Origin of the sequence: Methylobacterium sp. J-026, from assembly GCF_022829585.1 — a bacterium.
In the GTDB taxonomy this organism is placed as follows: Bacteria; Pseudomonadota; Alphaproteobacteria; order Rhizobiales; family Beijerinckiaceae; genus Methylobacterium.
Map to the genome: position 1 here is coordinate 31,780 of NZ_JAKSYC010000229.1, position 19,526 is coordinate 51,305.

The 19,526-nt window shown below is 71.5% G+C and carries 15 protein-coding genes; 13 read left to right on the forward strand and 2 right to left on the reverse strand.

Features of this window, described 5'->3' with window-relative positions; translation table 11 throughout:
• Positions 1-4 precede the first annotated feature (4 nt).
• The 13 genes from MKK69_RS19880 to rpoN all read left to right on the forward strand — a co-directional run bounded on the left by MKK69_RS19880 (position 5) and on the right by rpoN (position 17,097).
• Positions 5-2,200 (forward strand): GumC family protein, encoded by a 2,196-nt coding sequence (locus MKK69_RS19880; protein WP_243970673.1) that lies wholly within the window; start codon positions 5-7, stop codon positions 2,198-2,200.
• Positions 2,201-2,220: 20 nt separating this feature from the next.
• Positions 2,221-3,417 carry a glycosyltransferase gene (locus MKK69_RS19885; protein WP_243970699.1) on the forward strand — a complete coding sequence of 399 codons (1,197 nt, stop codon included), beginning with the start codon at positions 2,221-2,223 and terminating at the stop codon, positions 3,415-3,417.
• Between the two features lie 44 nt (positions 3,418-3,461).
• On the forward strand, positions 3,462-4,598 hold the full coding sequence (locus MKK69_RS19890; protein WP_243970674.1) for a glycosyltransferase family 4 protein: 1,137 nt from the start codon (positions 3,462-3,464) through the stop codon (positions 4,596-4,598).
• Positions 4,579-5,826 (forward strand): glycosyltransferase family 4 protein, encoded by a 1,248-nt coding sequence (locus MKK69_RS19895; protein WP_243970676.1) that lies wholly within the window; start codon positions 4,579-4,581, stop codon positions 5,824-5,826. Before MKK69_RS19890 ends, MKK69_RS19895 begins: the two co-directional genes overlap by 20 nt.
• 110 nt (positions 5,827-5,936) lie before the next feature.
• The gene (locus tag MKK69_RS19900) at positions 5,937-7,160 is read left to right on the forward strand and encodes a glycosyltransferase family 4 protein (protein ID WP_313900872.1); all 1,224 of its coding nucleotides are present in this window, start codon (positions 5,937-5,939) and stop codon (positions 7,158-7,160) included.
• Positions 7,157-8,680 carry a lipopolysaccharide biosynthesis protein gene (locus MKK69_RS19905; protein WP_243970680.1) on the forward strand — a complete coding sequence of 508 codons (1,524 nt, stop codon included), beginning with the start codon at positions 7,157-7,159 and terminating at the stop codon, positions 8,678-8,680. The genes MKK69_RS19900 and MKK69_RS19905 overlap by 4 nt, the downstream gene beginning before the upstream one ends.
• Positions 8,681-8,803: 123 nt before the next feature.
• Entirely contained in the window at positions 8,804-10,054 is a 1,251-nt protein-coding gene (locus MKK69_RS19910) for a hypothetical protein (protein ID WP_243970682.1), read from the forward strand.
• 144 nt (positions 10,055-10,198) lie between these two features.
• Positions 10,199-11,788, forward strand: a complete 1,590-nt coding sequence (locus tag MKK69_RS19915) for a putative bifunctional diguanylate cyclase/phosphodiesterase (protein WP_243970684.1) — start codon at positions 10,199-10,201, stop codon at positions 11,786-11,788.
• Positions 11,789-11,948: 160 nt separating this feature from the next.
• Complete coding sequence (locus tag MKK69_RS19920) at positions 11,949-12,614, forward strand: SCO family protein (protein WP_243970686.1); 666 nt, start codon at positions 11,949-11,951, stop codon at positions 12,612-12,614.
• 160 nt (positions 12,615-12,774) lie between these two features.
• Positions 12,775-14,364: a glucan biosynthesis protein gene (locus tag MKK69_RS19925; protein WP_243970687.1), complete on the forward strand. Its 1,590-nt coding sequence runs from the start codon at positions 12,775-12,777 to the stop codon at positions 14,362-14,364.
• An 82-nt stretch (positions 14,365-14,446) separates the two neighbouring features.
• The gene (locus tag MKK69_RS19930) at positions 14,447-14,701 is read left to right on the forward strand and encodes a hypothetical protein (protein WP_243970689.1); all 255 of its coding nucleotides are present in this window, start codon (positions 14,447-14,449) and stop codon (positions 14,699-14,701) included.
• A 4-nt stretch (positions 14,702-14,705) separates the two neighbouring features.
• Entirely contained in the window at positions 14,706-15,086 is a 381-nt protein-coding gene (locus MKK69_RS19935) for a hypothetical protein (RefSeq protein ID WP_243970691.1), read from the forward strand.
• Positions 15,087-15,522: 436 nt separating this feature from the next.
• Positions 15,523-17,097 (forward strand): RNA polymerase factor sigma-54, encoded by a 1,575-nt coding sequence (gene rpoN, locus MKK69_RS19940; protein ID WP_243970693.1) that lies wholly within the window; start codon positions 15,523-15,525, stop codon positions 17,095-17,097.
• 48 nt (positions 17,098-17,145) lie between these two features.
• Here rpoN and MKK69_RS19945 read toward each other — a convergent pair whose 3' ends face one another.
• Together MKK69_RS19945 and MKK69_RS19950 are read right to left on the reverse strand one after the other, a co-directional pair.
• Complete coding sequence (locus MKK69_RS19945) at positions 17,146-19,170, reverse strand: M23 family metallopeptidase (protein ID WP_243970695.1); 2,025 nt, start codon at positions 19,168-19,170, stop codon at positions 17,146-17,148.
• 107 nt (positions 19,171-19,277) lie between these two features.
• Positions 19,278-19,526, reverse strand: a 249-nt coding sequence (locus tag MKK69_RS19950; RefSeq protein WP_409564846.1) for an ABC transporter substrate-binding protein, incomplete at its 5' end; no start/stop codon positions are given.

Genomic DNA, 19,526 nt, shown 5'->3' on the forward strand with positions numbered 1-19,526 from the left:
GTCCATGTCGCTCGTCACCGTCGATCTGGCCGACCGGACCCCGGTGCGCGCGGTCGCGCCTGAGCAGCCGCGGGGCGCATCGCTCGCCGCGCCGCTCTTCCGGATCTGGCGCCGCCGCTACCTGTTCGCGACGGTCTTCGCCCTGGTCATGGGTCTCGCGATCGCCGCGCTGATGAACATCACGCCGCAATACGTGGCGACCGGCTCGGTGATCGTGGCGGAGGCCGAGCCGGGCGCCCACAACGCCTCCATGGCCTGGATCCAGAAGATCGGCGACCCGGCCGACATCGAGAGCCAGATCCTTGTGATCCGTTCGCCGCGGCTCCTGCGGCTTGCGATCGATGCCGGCCTTGCCGCCCCCGTCCTGGCGGAGTGCCGCTACGCCGCCGGCGGCGGGCGGCCGGGGCCCATCTCCGAGAAGAAGGACGCCGCCTGCACGAAGCTCACGAGCGACCGCAACGCCTTGGTCGAGTACCTGCAGAAGCGCTACAGCGTCCTCAGCTCCGGCCGCTCCCGGATCATCACCATCGGCTACCGGTCGCCCCTGCCCGAGACCGCGCAGACGATGACCAACGCCCTGATCGAGGCTTTCCTGGACGACCAGCGCGAAGCCCAGGCCTCGAGCCGCAAGGCCGCCTCAGACTGGCTGCACACCGAGATCAACCAGCTCGACGCCTCGATCCGCGCGGACGAGACCCGGATCCAGACGTTCCGGCGCCGCAAGGGCCTGGTGAAGGGCACGAACGCGCCGATCAGCGCCGAGCGTCTGACCAGCATCAGCCAGCAACTCTCCGCCGCCGAGGCCGCCAAGGCCGACGCCGCCGCGCGTCTGGGCGAGATCGAGAGCCGGGGCGCGCGCGGCGCCGAGACCGCGCCGGCCGTCCTGGCCAGTCCCACGATCGGGGCCCTCAAGCAGCAACTGAGCGGCGTCGCCGCGCAGCTCGCCAACCAGAGTACCCTCCTGGGCGCGAACCACCCGGCCATCCGGGCCCTGACGACCGAGCGGGCAAGCCTGCGCGAGCGCATCGATCAAGAGGTCAGGAACGTCACCCAGGGGCTGCGCAAGTCCTACGACGCCTCGAACGCGCTGGCCCAGGCGCTGCGCACCCAATTGGACAATGCCAAGACCGAGGCCGCGGCCGCCATGGACGACGAGGCCTCGATCGAGGGGATGGTGCGCAACGCTGAGATCCAGCGGACCCGCTACGCCGACCTCGTGAAGCGTGCCGGCGAGCTGGAGACCGAGCGGCGCATCCTCACCGGCAGCACCCGGCTGGTCAGCCTGGCGGAACTGCCGCAGGAGCCGTTCTCGCCCAAGGCCGTGCCGTTCCTGGCGGGGGGCATCGTGCTCGCCGGCGTGCTGGCGGCGGCGGCGGCCCTGCTGCGCGACTACACCGACCAGCGGGTCCGGACCCCGGGGCAGCTCATGGCCGGCACCGGCGCCCCGGTCTTCGCCCAGCTCCCCCGTCTGGAACCCCGCGGGCTGATGGGCCGCCTCTCCGACCGTCGGAGGGACCTCGACCTCCCCGAGGCCCTGGCACGGGCCCGGGTCGATCCGGTGATGCAGACCGTGCTGCGCAATCTGCACGCGCACCTCGTCCTGGCGGGCGGGGGCGAGTCCCGGGTCATCCTGGTGACCTCGTCGAAACCCCGCGAGGGCAAGTCGTTCACCGCCTTCGCCCTGGCCGGCATCGGCGCCGCGAGCGGGCGCCGGGTTCTGGTGATCGAGTGCGACCTGCGCCGACCGAACTTCGATGCCTCGCTCGGACTCGGGCGCGGGCCGGGCCTCGTGGGCGTGCTGCGGGGCGAGATCGCCCCCGCCGAGGCCGTCGTCTCGGCCGGCCGGTTCGACGTGATCCCGGCCGGCACGCCGACCTCGGAATCCACCGACCTGCTGATGAGCGAGCGCATGGTCGAGTTCCTACGCTGGACCCGCCGCTACGACCTCGTCCTCCTGGATTCCCCGCCGACCAGCGTGCTGATGGACGCCTCGATGCTCGCCCGCCACGCGGACGGCGTGCTCTGCTGCGCGCGCTACGGCCGCTCGCAGCTGTCGGACATCGTCGAGACGGTGGGCAACCTCCGCCGCGCCGGGGGCGTCGTGCTGGGGATCGCCATGACGATGGTCCGGGCGGGACGCCAGCCGACCTACGATGTGATGCGGCTTCCGGAGCCCCGCCACGCCGGTGACGCGCGATGACCGAGGCCCTGTCCGTCGGCATGCTCGCCGAACCTGCGCCGCTTGGCCCTGCCCGAACGGCCGAGCCCCGGAACCGCCCCCGCGTCCTGTTCGTGACTCATACCGGGACGATGTCGGGGGCCGAGCTCGTCCTGCGCGATGCCGTGGCCCCCTGGGCGGGCTCGACGGCGTTCCTGTTCGAGGACGGCGCCTTCGCCGGCATCCTGCGCGGCCTCGGCCTCGAGATCCGTCTCGCCCGCCCGGGGGCGGGCCTGTCGGGCCTGCGCCGGGACGCCTCGGTCCTGCGGGCGCTGCCCAAGCTCGGGCGGCTCGCCGGCCTCGCCCTCGACATCGCCCGCGCGGCGCGGACCTGCGACGTGGTCTATGCCAATTCGCAGAAGGCCTTCCTGCTGTCGGCTCTGCCCGCGCGGCTGGTCGGGCGGCCGATCATCTGGCACCTGCACGACATCCTCGACGGCGCGCATTTCGGCCGGGCTCAGCGGATCGTACAGGCGCGGCTGGCCAATCTGTGCGCGACCCGGGTGGTCGTGCCCTCGCGGGCTGCGGCGGACGCCTTCATCCGGGCCGGCGGCCGTGCATCCCGCGTGAGCGTCGTGCCGAACGGTCTCGATCTGGATGTTGATCCGCGATCCCCGGCGGCCCTGCGGGCGGAACTGGGGCTGCCGGCCGGACCGCTCATCGGGGTGTTCAGCCGCCTCGCACCCTGGAAGGGGCAGGACGTGGTCATCGAGGCGCTGGCGCGCCTTCCCGGCCTGCGCTGCATCGTCGTGGGCGCGGCGCTGTTCGGCGAGGACGCCTACGCGGCGCAGCTGCACGCGCTGGCCGCGGCGCACGGCGTCGCGGACCGGGTGCTGTTCCTCGGCCAGCGGTCGGACGTGCCCCGGCTGATGCAGGCGGTCGACGCGGTCGTGCATCCCTCGGTCGATCCCGAACCGTTCGGCCGGACCCTCGTCGAGGCGATGCTGGCCGGGATCCCGGTGATCGCCACCGATACCGGCGCCGCCGCCGAGATCCTCGACGGCGGTGCGGTCGGCACCCTCGTGCCGCCGCGGCGGCCCGACCGCCTCGCCGCCGCCCTCGCCGTGCTGCTCGACGACCCGGACGCCGTCGCGGCGCGCACCCGTCTCGCCCGGGACCGGGCGCTGACCCTCTACGGCGCGGATCGGATGCGGGACGCCCTGACCCAGCTGATCCTCGACGCCGCCGCCCGCCCCTGACCGATGGGCCGTCATCAACCGCGATCGGAGCTTTCGGAGCCGCCATGCCGCGCGTCCTCGTGAACATGCCGACCCAGTTCGGCGGTCGTCCGTCGGGCGTCGCCCTCGTCGCCTTCCGGGTGATCGCCGGCCTCATCGAGCGCGGCACCTTCACGGTCGTGCTGCGCTCGCCCTGGACCCGCGCGCAGCTGCCCGAGGCGATCCGCGACCGGATCGAGGTCGTGACCGTGCCGCGCCCGCGCATCATGCTGTTGGACGTCCTGCGGCAGGCCGTCACCGTCCCGCGGCTGTGTCGAGCCTTCAACATCGACGTGGTGCTCAACGCCGATCCCTACGGTGCGGCCTTCGGCGGCCGGGCGCGGGTCAGCGTCGTCCACGATCTCTACTTCCGCACGATGCCCGGCCGAAGCCGCTCGCGCGAGGCGCTGACCACCGATCCGATCTTCCGCCTCGTCCTGGCCAACAGCGCCCGGGTGATCGCCGTCTCGGAGGCGACGCGGCGCGATCTCGGGCGCTTCTACCCGACCCTCCGGGACCGGACCCACACCGTCCCGTCGGCCGCGATGATCGACCCCGATGCGGTCGATCCGGCACCGGAACTCCCGCCGGGACCCTTCGTGCTGGCGGTGGGCAACGCCATGTACAACAAGAACTTCGCGACGCTGGCGCGGGCCCTGGCCGCGCTGGGCCGCCCGGAGATCGGCATCGTCCATGTCGGCGAGGATCCGGACGAGGCGATCGCCGAAGCGCTCGGCGGCGCACCGGTCCGGCTGACGCGCCTGTCCCGGATCGGCGAGGGCCGGCTCGCGGCGCTCTATCGAAACGCCCTGTGCCTGTGCGTCCCGTCCTTCGCGGAGGGGTTCTGCCTGCCCGTGCTGGAGGCGCAGGCGCTGGGCTGCCCGGTGATCTGCTCGAACCGGTCGGCGACCCCCGAGATCGCCGGCGCGGGCGCCCTGACCTTCGACCCCACCGATGCCGGGGCGCTCACCGCGTGCCTGCGCCGCCTGCTGGACGAGCCCGGCCTGCGCGCGGCGCTGATCGACCGCGGCCGCGACAATGCCGGCCTGTACGATTGGGCCGAGACCGCCCGCCGCTACGAGACGCTGCTGCTCGACGCGCTCCGGGATTCCGCCCGCGCGGAACCGGCCGGAAAGGTGCCGCATGCGCATCCTGCACCTTAGCTCGCTCTACCCGCCCGAGCAGGTCGGCGGGGCCGAACTCATGGTCGAGACGCTGGCCCGCCTGCAGGCGGACCTCGGCCACGCGGTCGCGGTCGCCTGCGCGGCCCGGCAGGCCGCAGCCCCCGTCGTCCAGGACGGCGTCACCGTCTATCGGACCGGGTACGGGACCCCGTTCCACATCCTCGACTGGCCGCAGCGCGGGCGCCTCGACCGGATGCGCTACAAGCTCGCCACCCAGTGGAACCGCCAGACCCTCGCCCGGATGGCGGCGGCGGTGCGGGACTTCGCACCGGATCTCGTCAACACCCACTCGATCTCGGAGCTGACGCCGGCGCTCTGGCCGATGCTCCGCCGGCTCGGCGTGCCGGTGGTGCATACACTGCACGACTTCACCAGCCTGTGCACCAACGGCGCGATGGTGCGGGACGGCCGGGCCTGCACCGGCCAGCACCTCAAGTGCCGGATCTACGCGGCGCCGCACCGGCGCTGCCAGCGCGCGGTCTCGGCCGTCACCGCCGTGGGCTCGGACATCCTGGCCCGCCACCTCGCCGCCGGCTTCTTCGATGCGGTGCCGCCTTCGCTGCGCCGGGTGATCTGGAACCCGATCGCGCCGGGCGCACCGTCGACCCGCCGGCTGCTCGCTCCGGGGGCACCGGTGACCTTCGGCTATCTCGGCCGGATCGAGGCGTCCAAGGGCATCGACGTCCTGCTCGACGCCTGCCGGAGGCTGCCGCCGCAGGGCTGGCAGCTCACGATCGCTGGCCGGGCCTTGGACGGACTCGACCGCTACCGCGCCAGGGCTGACGGGCTGCCCGTCTCCTTCGCGGGCTTCGCCGGGCGCGACGCCTTCCTCGACGGGATCGACTGCCTCGTGGTCCCGCCGATCTGGCCGGAACCCTTCGGCCGCACCGTGGCGGAAGCCTACGGTCGCGGCGTTCCGGTGATCGGCACGGCGGCCGGCGGCATCGGCGAGCAGATCGGGCCGGGACCGTGGCTCGTGTCCCCCGGCGACGCCCCCGCGCTCGCGGCCGCGATGGCCCGGATCGTCGCCGAGCCCGGCCGCCTCGCCGAGGGACTCGGCCGGGCCGCCACCATCCGCGCCGGGACCGATCCGGACGCCGTGGCGACCGCCTATCTCGACCTCTACGCGGCGGCCCGCGACGCCGCCCGCCCCGAATCGCGCTCCGCGCCCACGGAGCGCCCGCAGCTCAGCGAGTGCCGCCCATGATGACCCCGTCCCTGTCCCAGCCCTATGCCCGCGTCGCGTCCGCCACCCCGGCCTCCGAACGGCGCGACCGGCCGGTGGACGGCGCCGCCCTGCGGGCCGCGACCGGGCCCCTGCGGATCCTGCATCTCAGCGCCCTCTATCCTCCCTACATCGTGGGCGGCGCGGAGCGCTCGGTGGAGCACCTCGCCGAGGAGCTGGCGGCGGCGGGCCACACCGTGGCCGCGGCCTGCATCGCCCGGGAGCCCGAGCCGAAGGCGGTGCGGGGCGGCGTCACCGTCTACCGCATGGCGCACCACAACGATTTCTGGCTGGAGGACTGGCCCAAGGCGAGCCGGTTCGGCCGCGCCTGGGCGAAGCTCAAGCAGCAATGGAACTTCGCCGTCGCGGCGGAATTCGGCCGCGTCCTCGACGATTTCCGCCCCGACATCGTCAACACCCACTCGCTGCTGGACGTCTCGACCCTGGTCTGGCGGGAGGCGGCCAAGCGCGGGATCCCGATCGTCCATACGGTCTGCGAGTACGACCTGATCTGCGGCAACGCCGCCATGTTCCGGGACGGCAAGCCCTGTGAGCGCTGGCACCTCGGCTGCAAGGTGGTCAACGCGGCCAAGCAGATCACCAACCGGTCGGTGGACGCGGTCGTCAGCGTCGGCACCGAGATCCTCAAGACCCATGTGAACCACGGGCTGTTCGCACATCTGGCGCCCGAGCGCCGCCGGGTGATTTTTTATTCGTGCACCGTCCCCGAAGGAGACCCGGAGGCGCGGCGCCGGATCGACCGGACGGGCCGGCCCATGACCTTCGGCTATCTCGGCCGGATCAACACCGAGAAGGGGGTCGGCACCCTGATCGACGCCCTGCGCCGGATCGGCCCCGGCGACTGGCGCTGCCTCGTCGCCGGCCAGGCGATGGACGATTCGATCGCGCGGTTCAAGGCGCAGGCTGAGGGCCTGCCGGTTGAGTTCGTCGGCTGGGCCAAGCCCGCCGACTTCCTCAGCGAGATCGACGTGCTGGTCGTGCCCTCGTTCTGGGCCGAGCCGTCCCCGCGGACGATCTACGAGGCCTACACGATGGGCGTACCGGTGATCGGCGCGGCCTCGGGCGGCATTCCCGAGCTGATCGGCGAGGACAACGCCGACTGGCTGTTCACCCCGGGCGACGATGCCGACCTCGCCGAGCGCCTGCGGACCGCGATCGCCCGCGGCCGCACCGACCTGCCGGACGAGCGCGCCTTCCAGCACGTCATCCGCGAATCGACCTCCGAGCGCGTCGCCGAGAAGTATCTCGACCTCTACGCCGAGCTCGTCGCCGAGCGCCGGGCGGCCCGTTCGTGACCGCCGGCACGCCGACGCTCACCGAGGCCGGGGCGGCCGCGGACGCCTCCGAGATCGTCCCGGGGCTCCCCTCCGGCGCCGAGGTCACCGGCCGCTCCTTCGACGCGGCCCGCTGGGTGGCGCTCGCGTCCGTGGGCAACGTCGTGCTGAGCTTCGGGGTGTTCCTCGTGCTCGCCCGGCTCATCGCCCCCGCCGAGTTCGGCATGGTGGCGATCGCCGTCGTCTTCATCGACATCCTGCAGATCGTGGCGCGCTGCGGCCTGCCGGATGCGGTGGTTCAGCGGGTCGACCTCGACGAGGACTTCGCCGCCACCGCCTTCTGGGTGATGCTGGCCGCCGGCGGCCTCTGCGGCGGGGCGCTCGTGGCCCTGTCCGGCCCGATCGCCTGGGTGTTCGATCTCCCGGAACTGCGCCCGGTCCTATGCGCCCTCTCGGCCTGCTTCGTGATCACCGCCGCGGGGGCCATCCACGAGGCCCGCCTGCAAAGGAGCTTCGGGTTCCGCAAGCTCGCCCTCCGGGCCCTGGGCTCCAACCTCCTCGGGGGCGGGGTCGCCCTGGCGATGGCGTTTGCCGGCTACGGCGTCTGGAGCCTCGTGGTGCAGCGCCTCGTCGCCGCGACCGCGACCACGCTGCTCACCTGGGCGGCGTCCCGGTGGATGCCGGCCCGGCGCCTGGACCTCGCCGCCGCCCGCGCCCAGATCGCCTTCGGGTCGCGGGTGTTCTGCACCTACCTCCTGCTCGTCCTCTCGATCCGCAGCCAGGAGGTGATCGCCGCCTACTTCCTGTCGGCCGCCGATGTCGGATACCTGCGCCTCGCCTGGCGCTGCATCGACCTCGTCAGCCAGGTGGCGGTGATCCCGCTCACGACGGTGGGCCTGACCACCTATGCCCGCCTCCAGGATCGGCCGACGGAGCTGGCCACCGCCTTCTACGGTTTCACCGAGGCCTCCTCCTTCGTGGCGGTGCCGGCCTTCTTCGGCATGGCGGCCGTCGCCCCGACCCTGATCCCGTTCCTGTTCGGCGATCAGTGGCACGAGGCCGCCCCGGTGCTGCGGATGCTGGCGCTTCTGGCGCCGGAATTCGTCGCGACCTCGATGCTGTGGATGATCTTCACGGCGCTGGGGCGCAACGGGACGGCCCTGCGGCTGGCGGGCGCCCAGTTCGGCCTCGGGGCCGTGGCCGCCCTGGTGACCGCGCCCCTGGGCCTCGCGGCGCTCGCCGCCGGGCACGTGCTGCGGGCCTACCTGTTCACGCCGGTGATCGTCGCCGGGATCGGACGGCTCGTCCCGATCGGCAACCGGAGCCTGGCCCGGGCGCTGCTGCCGGTCACGGCCTGCTCGGCCGCGATGGCGGGCCTCGTGCTGGTGGTCCAGGAGCCGATCCACGCCGCACTGGGCGACCGGATCGGCCTGTTCGGCGCGGTCGGGATCGGCATCCTGGCCTATGCCGGCCTCGCGCAGCTGTTCATGCGTGACACGGTCAGCACCGCCCTCGGCTTCTTCCTGCGCCGGACGACCTGATCTCCACCCTCCGCCAACCTTTGTGCGCGAGGATGGCCGCCCGGGGGGGGGGCGCCGGGCCGGCTTGTCCGACGCCGGCTTGTCCGGTGGCGGCTTGCCTCGGCGTTCGAACGGATCGGGACCATGACGGGACAGGCGTTGCCGATCGGAGTGGGTGCCCCGGCTGTGTCGGTCGGGGCCGACCGCGCCGCCGTGTTCGTGCTCGGGGTGGCGCTGCAGTTCAACGTGCTGACCTCGAGCTTCGGCCTGCCGTTCCAGCGCCTGTCCGACCTCCTGCCGTTCCTCCTCATCCCCTTCCTCGGGATGCGCCGGGCCGTCATCGCGGAGGTCCTGCGCAACGTCGCCCCGCTCGCCGGGATCGTCGTGCTGATCGGTGCCTCCCTCGTGCTCAAGGCCCACAAGGAGGCGGGTGACGTCTACCTGACGCTGGTGCTGCTGCTCTACGTCGTGCAAGCCTTCATCCTGCTCGTGCATTTCCAGGACCGGCGCATCGAGAACGCCTTCTGCATCGGCCTGCTCGTGGGCCTCCTGGCGTCCCTGGCGGTCCTGCTGCTCGCCTCCTCGGGCCTGTCGCTGGAACGCTACGGCCTCGCGGTGCCGACCGACGGGCTCGACGAGGAGCTGAAGCTCTTCGTCGAGGACAAGCAGGGCGGCCTCTGGGCATCCGGAAACGAGACCGGCCACGTCTTCGGGCTGTGCGGTGTCGCCGCCCTGGTGCTGAGCCTGCGCTACCGGCTCAAGGCGATCTATCTCGTCTATTTCGGAGCCCTGCTGGCGAGCTTTCCCCTGACCAACAACAGGGCCGGCCTGTTCATGCCGCTGCTGGTCTTCGCCCTGCTGATGCGGCGCAACCTCCGGGCCTCCGCGGTCCTGAGCGTGCTCGGGATCCTGGGCGCCGTGCTGATCGCCTGGTCGCTGACGGGGGAGCTCCCGCTGCCCAACACCCTGGCGCAGGCGATCGAGCGCCGCTTCGCGGAGGACAACAACGTCACGAGCAACTTCGACGAGCGGTTTCTCTCGGGCATCACCGCCCTGCGCCTCGTCGTCGCCTACCCGTTCGGTCTCGGCGAGGTCGCCCGCCGGGAGGAGCTGCGGGCGCTGACCGGCCTCGTGACGCCGCATAACGGCTTCGTCTCCATGGCACTCCAGAGCGGCGTGGCCGCCGCGCTGCTCCTGATCGCCGGTCTCGTGCGGATCCTGCTGGACCCGGCGCGAGCCGGCCCGTTCCTGACCTACAGCGCCCTGTTCCTGATCCCGTCGATGATGTTCGAGGAACTCTCGGTCAATCAGTACTTCCTGTTCTTCATGGCCTTCGCCCTGGCCTCCCTGGCCCGGCCGGGCGACCCCGGACCGCGGCCTGCAGGGACGAAATGACGGGGTCGGCCGGCCTACATATTTGGACAGCATCGCCACATCACGTCTCGGATTTCTAAATCTTCACGATTTGATGAGGGTCGAATTTACAGCGCCTTAGCACTTGGCATGCTTCCATTACGGACCGAAAACTGGACGCACGATATGCCGAGCGAGACGTCAAATGCGTGGGGCCGCGGCGAGCTCTACGAGACCCTGTGCCTGCTCGTCATCGGCGCGGGGATCTGGTTCGTCGGCGTCACGCTCGGCACCTTCGACTCCCTGACCGGCTTCGTCTTGGCCTACGGCCTCAACGACCTGCTGATGCTGGCCGCCTGCATGGGCGTTGCCCTGTGCGGGGCCGTCATCCGCAAATCGATCCTCCTGCGCCGGCTCATGCTGGAGCGCGACGCGGCGGCCGCGCAGGCCGAGGCGATCGCCCGGCACGACGGGCTGACCGGACTGGCCAACCGCCGCCGCTTCATCGATGCCGTCGCGCGGGCGCATGCCACGGCCGGTGCCGAGCCGTCCTCGGCGGTCCTGCTGATCGACCTCGACCGGTTCAAGCCGGTCAACGACCTCTACAGCCATGCGGCCGGCAACGCGGTGCTCTGCGCCGTGGCCGAGCGCCTCCACCAGCTGCTGCCGTCCGGCGGCGTGGCGGCGCGGCTCGGCGGCGACGAGTTCGCCATGCTGGTCCCTGTGGAGCACGGCAGCGAGGGCCTCATGCGCCTGGCCCAGGCGGTGATCTCCGCCATCTCCGTGCCGGTCAGCTGGAACCAGAACGATCTCAAGGTCGGCGCCACGGTCGGCGTCGCCGTCGTCGCCGCGGACCACGCGGATTCCGACGCGGTCCTGCACGCGGCCGATCTCGCCATGTACCAGGGCAAAAAGGACGGGCGCGGCAATTACCGCTTCTTCCGCAGCGCCATGGACGAGGAGCTGCGCGCCCGGGCCCGTACCGAGGCGGAACTCCGCGTCGCGATCGAGACGGGCGCGATCGAGCCCTATTACCAGCCGGTCGTGTCGCTGCCCGAGAAGGAGATCGTCGGCGTCGAGGTGCTGGCGCGCTGGCGCCATCCGATCCGCGGCCTGATCGGCCCGTCGGAATTCATCCCCGTCGCCGAGGAGACCGGGATGATCGCCGATCTCAGCTACAACCTGATCCGCCGGGCCTGCCTCGATGCCCGGGCCTGGCCCTCCCACCTGATCCTGGCGGTCAACATCGCCCCCCACCAGTTCCAGGATGCGTGGCTGGCCGAGCGCATCCTCGCGATCCTCACGGAGACCGGATTCCCGCCCCGGCGCCTCGAGGTTGAGATCACCGAGAGCGCCCTGATCCAGGATCTGGAGGCGACCCGCGCGACCCTCCTGTCGCTCCGGCAGCTCGGCGTGCGCATCGCGCTCGACGATTTCGGCACCGGTTATTCGAGCCTGTACCACCTGCGCAAGCTGAAGTTCGACAAGCTGAAGATCGACCGGAGCTACGTCGACGCGATCACCATGAGCGACGAACGCGCCAAGCTGGTCGATGCCATCATCAAGCTCGGCACGAGCCTCGGCCTCACCACGACCGCGGAGGGGATCGAGACGGATGCGAGCCTGGACTGGCTGTCGGACCAGGGCTGCCATTTCGGCCAGGGCTACCTGTTCGGGCGGGCGATGCCCAAGGCCGAGATGGACGCGGTCCTGAACGGTGCCGAAGCGGCGGAAGAGCCGCAGGTCCTGATCGCGGCCCTGGCGCAGGCCTCCTGAAGGCGCGCTGCAGTCGGCGCGACGGCATCGGACAAGACCCGCCTCCGGTTCGCTGCGCCCCGGGGCGGGACCGAGCCGTCCGACGACACGATCGGGATGCGGCCTCGCGCCGGTCGATGGGCGCCCCATATTCGGGCCTCGACGCGCCGCAGGTCATAGCATGGCACCCAGCCCGATCGCCCTTATCGCCTCCGCCGTCCTTGTCGGCATGGTCGCCGCCGGAACGGGGGCGATCGTCCTGCAGCAGGGCGCGCGCTTCAGCCATCCGCGCCGGGTCGGCGGTGCCTTCGCGATGGCGGACCTCGACGGCCGTCCGGTGAGCCAGGCCGATCTCCTGGGCAGGCCGACCGCGCTGTTCTTCGGCTTCACCCATTGTCCGGACGTCTGCCCGACGACGCTGGCCAGCCTCTCGGGGGCGCTGGGCCAGATGGGCCGTGACGCGGACCGCCTGAACCTGGTGTTCGTCACGCTGGACCCGGAGCGCGACACCCCCGACAGCCTGCGCGACTACCTGGCCTCGTTCGATCCGCGCATCCGCGCGTTCACGGGCACGCCGGATCAGGTCGCCCGGATGGCGGACGCCTACCACGTCGCCTACCGGCGCGTGCCGCTGAAGGACGGCGACTACACGATGGAGCATTCGGCCACCGTGGCGCTGTTCGACAGGACCGGGCGCATGGTCGGGGAGATCGGCTATGGCGAGGACGAGGCGCGGGTCCTGTCCAAGCTGATCACGCTGGCGCTGCCCGGCCAGTGCGCCCCCGGCGGCGGCGCAGACCTCTGGGCGAGCGACGGCGCCACCGGCACCTGCGGCCCGCGCAGCTGATCCCAGGGCCGACACGGATCGGACCGGCGCTGTTCCCGCGCGGGTGCCCGTTGCAGCTTGCGGCGGGTGGCCGTCAGGTCCCGTGTTGCAACGCCCTCGGGCTCGGCTCTACAGGGCGGCGCGGGCCAGCGAAGCTTGGCCGAATCCCGGGGGTCTCACCTTGATCACGCGTCGCGTCCTGACCGCCCTCGGGCTCCTCGCCCTCACGCCGTTCCCGGGCGCCGCCCGGGCCGCCTCCGGCGGGCCGCGGCTCGGGCCGCCCGAGCCGATGGATCTCGACCGGCTGAAGGACCTCGCCCGCAGCCTGCGCGACCAGCCCTACGCGCCGCCGCCGGAAGCGCCCGGCGCTGCGGCCCTCGATGCCCTGACCTACGGACCGCTGCAGGAGATCCGCTATCCGCCCGGCCGGGCCCTGTTCGCCGACAGCCCGTACCCGGTGACCTTCTTCCACCTCGGCAACCTGTTCCGGCATCCCGTGAGCGTCTACGCGCTGGAGGGCGGACAGGCCCGCGCGGTGCTCTACGCCAACGACCTGTTCACCTACCCGCCGGGCAATCCGGCCAAGGATGTCCCGGACGGCGCCGGCTTCGCCGGGTTCCGGTTCCAGAAGGCCCCGGCCGGGCAGCCCGGCGACGACGCCGACTGGCTCGCCTTCCTGGGGGCCTCCTATTTCCGCGCTGGCGGCGACGGGCAGCAATACGGCGCCTCGGCCCGCGGCATCGCCATCGACACGGCGCCCGGGGCCGGCGGGATCGAGGAGTTTCCGGTCTTCACGCGCTTCTATGTCAGCCCGGCCGCGGAGGGTGCGGTCACCGTGCTCGCCCTGCTGGAAGGGCCGAGTCTGACCGGGGTCTACCGGTTCGTCGCCCGGAGGGAACCGCACGTCGTCATCGACGTCGCCTGCACGGTCTACATGCGCCGGTCCGTGGAGCGGTTCGGGATGGCGCCGCTCACGTCGATGCTCTGGTACTCCGAGGGGATCAGCCGCTTCCGCGCCAGCGACTGGCGCCCAGAGGTCCACGATTCCGACGGGCTGCTGATGCAGACCGGGGCCGGCGAGATCATCTGGCGCCCGCTCAACAATCCGCCGCGCCTCAGCGTCAGCGCCTTCGCCGACCGGTCGCCCAAGGGCTTCGGCCTGCTCCAGCGCGACCGGAGCTTCGACCACTACATCGACGACGGCTTCGAGGAGAACCGGCCCGATATCTGGGTCGAGCCGCAGGGGGATTGGGGCTCGGGCAGCGTCCAGCTCGTGGAGATCCCGACGCACCAGGAGACCGACGACAACATCGGTGCGATGTGGGTGCCGGCCGATCCGCCGAAGGCGGGGGATGAGCGCAGCTTCGCCTACCGCCTGCGCTGGACCGTTCAGGAGCCGGTCGCGACCGATCTCGCCCGGTGCGTCGCCACCCGGGCGACAAAGGCCGCCTGGCTCGCCGAGGCGGATCGCCGCCCCGGCCGGGCCAACCTGGTGCGGCAATTCGTGCTGGAATTCGAGGGCGCGGCCCTGGCCGGGCTCGATCCCGAGAAGGCCGAGGTCGCGCTGACGCTCACGCGCGGCAGCGCCGAAGAGGTCGGCGCGACCTGGGCGCCCTACGGCAAGCCGAGCCCCTGGCGGGTCTTCCTGAAGGTCTACGCCGAGGGGCCGGAGCCGGTGGAGATGCGGCTGCTGCTCAAATCCGGCGGCCGGCTGCTCTCCGAGACCTGGGCGTACCAGCTCTATCCGGAAGCGCCGGGCACGGTCCTGTAGGCCCCCGGCGGATCGGACACATTGCCGGGACCGGGCCGGCCTTATTAGAGAAGTCTGGTCCCGGGCCGCCGCCGCGGCCGGGATGTCCACCGCCGCAGAGGTCGTCATGGACGGCGAAGGCCCGCCCGGCCCGCACCTGCCCGAGACGCTGACGCGCCTCCTGAAGGCACCCAAGAACGCGATCTGGCCGACGCCCGAGGATCGGCACCGCCCGCGCCTCGGCCGGCAGCGGCCGCGCAAGCCGAGCCGCGCCATCCTGGGTGTCTGGCTCTGGGCGATCCTCTACAATGTCATCGGCTTCGCGATCCTCGCGATCCTGTGGCGGACGATGCACTGACCCGATGACCCGAGCCACCCATCCCCGTCCGCGCCTCACGCGCCCGACGATCGCGGCGCTGCTGTCGCTCACCTTGGCCACCGGATCCGCGGCGGCGCAGGCGCAAGGCGACGCCCTCAACGCGGATGACGGCACCGGTGCGGTGAAGGTCTGCGCGCCGGTGGCGATGCCGCGGTGGCGCTCCATGAGCCCGGTACCGAAGACTTGGACGTTCCTCGATTGCATGGCCTTCTCGGGCGAGATGGGCGCCACCCATTTCCAGCTCGGCTGCCTGTTCACCAACGTCACGCCCTACGCGCAGAAATACGCCTGGGGGGCGATGGTGCAGATCGACAAGTCGGCGCTGGCGAAATCCCAGCCCCCGGTCCCCAATTGCGGCTGGTGAGCGGCCCGGGCACGCGGCGGGGGATTGCCAGTCGAGATCCGGCGCCAGAGGGGATGCCGGTCCGGTGCAAGCGAGCAGGTTGCATCGAGAGCGTCGTGCGGCGCGCGCCACGCAACATCCGCCCTGAAAAGCGCCCGTAACGTGCTTCACGCAAGCCGGGCAGAATCAGCACGCCAGGATCAGTCCCGCGCGGCCGCGCGCGTCAAGCGCAAAGCTTCTTTAAAGGCCGGACCTCAGACTAGCCACGCCCGCCGCCGGTTTGTCCGGCGCGCCACGCGACGCGCATCGCCGTCACATGGCCAGGGACAAACCCACCGACCCGCTTTGACGCGCGGCGACGAAGGGGCTACAGAGATCAGAGCGATTTAAGCAAGATTCATGCCGCCGATCCTCGGCGGCTGCCGGCAAACCGCGCAGGAAGGACATCGGGGCCTCCATGAGTTTGGTGCAACGGCTGGAAGTGCGTCAGGGCCAGGCCCTGGTGATGACGCCGCAGCTCCTGCAGGCGATCAAGCTCCTCCAACTCTCGCAGCTCGACCTCGCGGCCTATGTCGAGGCCGAACTGGAGCGCAACCCCCTCTTGGAACGTGCCGAACCCGAGCCATCCGGCACGGATGAGGCTGCCGATCCGGCCGGCCAAGCCGAGGACCCGGCCGGCGATGGTTTCGAGGCGGCCGAATCCGAATCGTGGCTGTCCGCCGAGCTTAATCCGAGCCGCGGCGAGATCGAGACCGATTTCGACACGCGGCTCGACAACGTCTTCCCCGACGACGTGCCGGCCCAGGCGCGGGAGGGCGGCGGCGGCGACATGCTCTCGCTGACCCCACCCCCCTATGGCAGTACCGGCGGCAGTTTCGACGCGGAGGCCCCCGATTTTGAAGCCACCCTCACGGCGGAGGTCTCGCTGCGGGAGCACCTCGCGGGCCAGCTCGATCTCGCGACCCGCGACCCCGTCGAGCGGCTGGTAGGCGGGTTCCTGATCGATGCGGTCGACGAGGCGGGATACCTGCGCGAATCGGTCGAGGCCGTGGCCGAGCGCCTCGGCGCCGACCCGGCCCTGGTGGCGCGGATCCTCACGCTGGTGCAGACCTTCGATCCGCCCGGGGTCGCCGCCCGCGACCTCGCCGAGTGCATGGCGATCCAGCTCCGGGACCGCGACCGGTTCGACCCGGCGATGCGCGCTCTGGTTTCGCGCCTCGACCTCGTCGCCAAGCGCGATTTCGGGGCGCTGCGCCGCCTGTGCGGGGTGGATGACGAGGATCTGGTCGAGATGCTCGGCGAGATCCGCCGCCTCGATCCGAAGCCCGGCCGGGCCTTCGGATCGAGCGCCGTGGAGGTTCTGGTCCCCGACGTGTTCGTGCGGGCGGCACCGGACGGATCCTGGCTGGTCGAGCTGAACAGCGAGGCCCTGCCGCGGGTCCTGGTGAACCAGAGCTACTATGCCCGGGTCGTGCGCGGCGCCAAGGCCGAGGGCGACAAGGCCTTCCTGTCCGAAGCGCTCCAGAACGCCAACTGGCTCACCCGCTCCCTGGAGCAGCGCGCCCGCACGATCCTGAAGGTCGCCACGGAGATCGTACGCCAGCAGGACGGCTTCTTCGTCTACGGCGTGACGCATCTGCGGCCGCTGAATCTCAAGACGGTGGCGGAGGCGATCGGCATGCACGAATCGACCGTCTCGCGGGTCACCTCCAACAAGGCGATCGGCACCAGCCGCGGCACCCTGGAGATGAAATACTTCTTCACCGCGGCGATCCCGGGGGCGGCCGGCACGGCGGCCCATTCCTCGGAGGCGGTGCGCCACCGGATCAAGCAGTTGGTCGACGGCGAAACGCCGGACGACGTGCTTTCCGACGACGCCCTGGTGCAGAAGCTGCGCGGGGAGGGGGTCGACATCGCCCGCCGCACGGTGGCGAAGTACCGGGAATCCCTGCGGATCCCGAGCTCGATCGAGCGCCGCCGCGAGCACTTCGCCCACGGTGGCGGCCACCACGCCGCCCTGGCGCTGCGATAGAGAGATCGGCCCGGCGCGCGGGCGCGCGCCGGGCTGGGCCGGGTCCCGTCAGCGCACGACCGCGTCCCGCTGGGCCAGCGCCGTGGCGCTCTTCGACTTCTGCATGGTCGCGTCGATCTGCTCGCGCTGACGCCTAAAGTCAGCGAGCAGGCGGCCATCGAGTTCCCGGCCCCGGGGGACGCGGATCTTCATCGGATCGACGAAGTGGCCGTTGATGATCACTTCGTAGTGCAGATGAGGCCCGGTCGACAGGCCGGTGGAGCCGAGATAGCCGATCACCTGACCCTGCCGGACCTTCACGCCCTCCCGGATGCCGCGGCCGAACCGCGACATGTGATTGTACGTGGTGACGTAGCCATTGACGTGCTGGACCTCGACCCGGTTGCCGTAGCCCGAGGTCATCTCGGACCGGATCACCACGCCATTGCCCGCCGCCATGATCGGCGTGCCGATCGGGTTCGCCCAATCGACACCCGTATGCAGCTTGGCGTAGCCCAAGACCGGGTGGCGCCGATAGCCGAAGCCGGAACGCATGATCCCGTCGGCGATCGGCTTGCGCAGCAGGAACTTCTTGAGCGACCGCCCCTGGTCGTCGAGGTAGTCGATCGTGCCGTCGTCGGGGGATTGGAAGCGGTAGACCTTGCGCGTCTCGCCGCCGAGCGTCAGCGCCGCGTAGAGCAGGTCCGGACGGTCGGCGCTGGCCTCGTCGTCATATGTGTAGAACACGTCGAGGCCGTCGCCGCTGGCGATCCGACGCTGGAAATCGAGGTCGTAGCTGAACACCCGGACGATGTCCTCCACGGTGGCCCGCGGCAGGTCGTGACGGGCAGCCGTCTCGTAAAGGCTCTGGTAGAGGCGCGGACCCGAGCCCGAATCGGCATCCTCGTCCTCGCCGGACTCGGCCTGGGGCTGCGGCTTGGGGGAGGGGGCCTCCTCGGCGGGGGGCGGCACCGAGACGAAGGCGCCCCGGTCGTTCAGGGCGGCGATCCCCTCGATGCCGGACTCGCCGTACAGCACCACGCGGGTGACCTGACGCGGGTCGCCGGGATGGGGGCCCGGGGCGACCTGGACGCGCATCGGCTGGCCCTCGTTGAGGGCGGCGGTCCGCGCCTTACCGCCGAGGGCCGCGACGATTCCGCGGATCGCCTCGTCGCCGGCGAATCCGGTGGCCTTGAGCACGCTCTCCACGGTCTCGCCGCGCTTGAGCGCCAGATCGCGCTCCTCCACCAGGGGCGCCTCGTTGGGCTTCAGTTCGACCTTGGCGACCTTGGTGACGTTCTCCGGGACGACCAGCACCTCGATCGCCTTGAACGGGTTCGCCTCCTTCGGCGCGGCCCCGTCGCCGTCGCCGGCCGCGCCCTGCTGCAGGGTGCGTGACAGCATGATCTGCGGCGCGATCGGGATGGCGGCCCGGCGGCCCGCCTCGGCGGTAATGCGGCGCTCCTCCTCGACCTGGGCGGTGACGTCGTCATCGGTGAGCGCGGGGGCGCTGGCATCGACGGCGGCGTCGGCCAAGTCGCGCTTGACCACCGTGACCTCGGCCCCGGGGGCGTCGGCGGCGGCATCGGGGGCACGCTCGAGGGGCTCATCGGAGACGAATTTCATGGGGTCGAATCGCGGCGGCTCGCCCGCATAGACCCCGGTCGTCATCGACAGGGGCGTACTGAGCCGCACGAACGCCTTGGCCTTGATGATCTCGCGATCCCCGAGTCGGACCGTCACGGGCGCCCGGAAACTCTGCTTGGCCGAGGCGATCATCAGGTTGCGCACCAGCCGGTCGCCCTTGCGGGCGAGGTTGGCGCCGCTCTCGCTCGGCTGCGGCCGAGGCACGACGGTCGCCCGTTCGGGGATGGCCGCGAAGGAGACGTCACCCTGCAGCGAGACGTGAAGCGCCGCCGCGATCAGGCCGGCACCGGTCAGGCCGGTGAGGGAGCTGGCGCAGAGCCAGCGCAGGTTGACCGCACGCCGGTCGATCTGGGTGGCGGCCGCCCCGAGTTGATCGAGCGGCGCGTGAAGTCCGCGTCCGGGAGCGGAGGCGGCCACGTCGCTGATCTTGAGTCGCTCGCGCTTCACTCGACGGCCCTGAGAAGACGATGGCGAACGGAGCGCCTGATGGATTCGAAGGTCCGCGGCCGGTCGCTGCCAGGCCGGAGGCGACGGGCGCGACCGGCCCATCCATCTCACGGCGCAGCGTGTCGAGATTGAGGCACTTCACAGCTGTCGGCGCGTCTCACAGGGAGCCGCGCGGCCTGAGGCCGGATCGCGACGGGTGCGACAGGCCGCCTGCGGAACGGCTCGGTGAGCACCAGCCCCTGCGCGACCTTGGTGCCGAGCGAGTGCACGTCGGAGGAGAACACCAGGAGGCCGGCCAGAGCCTGCCCGCCCTCGGTGATGCCGAACTCGCCGGCCTGCTTGATCGAATTGATCGT

What these genes read in the sequence shown, in the direction of transcription:
- MKK69_RS19890 (WP_243970674.1), top strand. Translation starts at nt 3,462, where the DNA reads ATGCCGCGCGTCCTCGTGAACATGCCGACCCAGTTCGGCGGTCGTCCG.
- rpoN (WP_243970693.1), top strand. Translation starts at nt 15,523, where the DNA reads ATGAGTTTGGTGCAACGGCTGGAAGTGCGTCAGGGCCAGGCCCTGGTG.
- MKK69_RS19935 (WP_243970691.1), top strand. Translation starts at nt 14,706, where the DNA reads ATGACCCGAGCCACCCATCCCCGTCCGCGCCTCACGCGCCCGACGATC.
- MKK69_RS19895 (WP_243970676.1), top strand. Translation starts at nt 4,579, where the DNA reads ATGCGCATCCTGCACCTTAGCTCGCTCTACCCGCCCGAGCAGGTCGGC.
- MKK69_RS19880 (WP_243970673.1), top strand. Translation starts at nt 5, where the DNA reads ATGTCGCTCGTCACCGTCGATCTGGCCGACCGGACCCCGGTGCGCGCG.
- MKK69_RS19915 (WP_243970684.1), top strand. Translation starts at nt 10,199, where the DNA reads ATGCCGAGCGAGACGTCAAATGCGTGGGGCCGCGGCGAGCTCTACGAG.
- MKK69_RS19930 (WP_243970689.1), top strand. Translation starts at nt 14,447, where the DNA reads ATGTCCACCGCCGCAGAGGTCGTCATGGACGGCGAAGGCCCGCCCGGC.
- MKK69_RS19910 (WP_243970682.1), top strand. Translation starts at nt 8,804, where the DNA reads ATGACGGGACAGGCGTTGCCGATCGGAGTGGGTGCCCCGGCTGTGTCG.
- MKK69_RS19920 (WP_243970686.1), top strand. Translation starts at nt 11,949, where the DNA reads ATGGCACCCAGCCCGATCGCCCTTATCGCCTCCGCCGTCCTTGTCGGC.
- MKK69_RS19885 (WP_243970699.1), top strand. Translation starts at nt 2,221, where the DNA reads ATGCTCGCCGAACCTGCGCCGCTTGGCCCTGCCCGAACGGCCGAGCCC.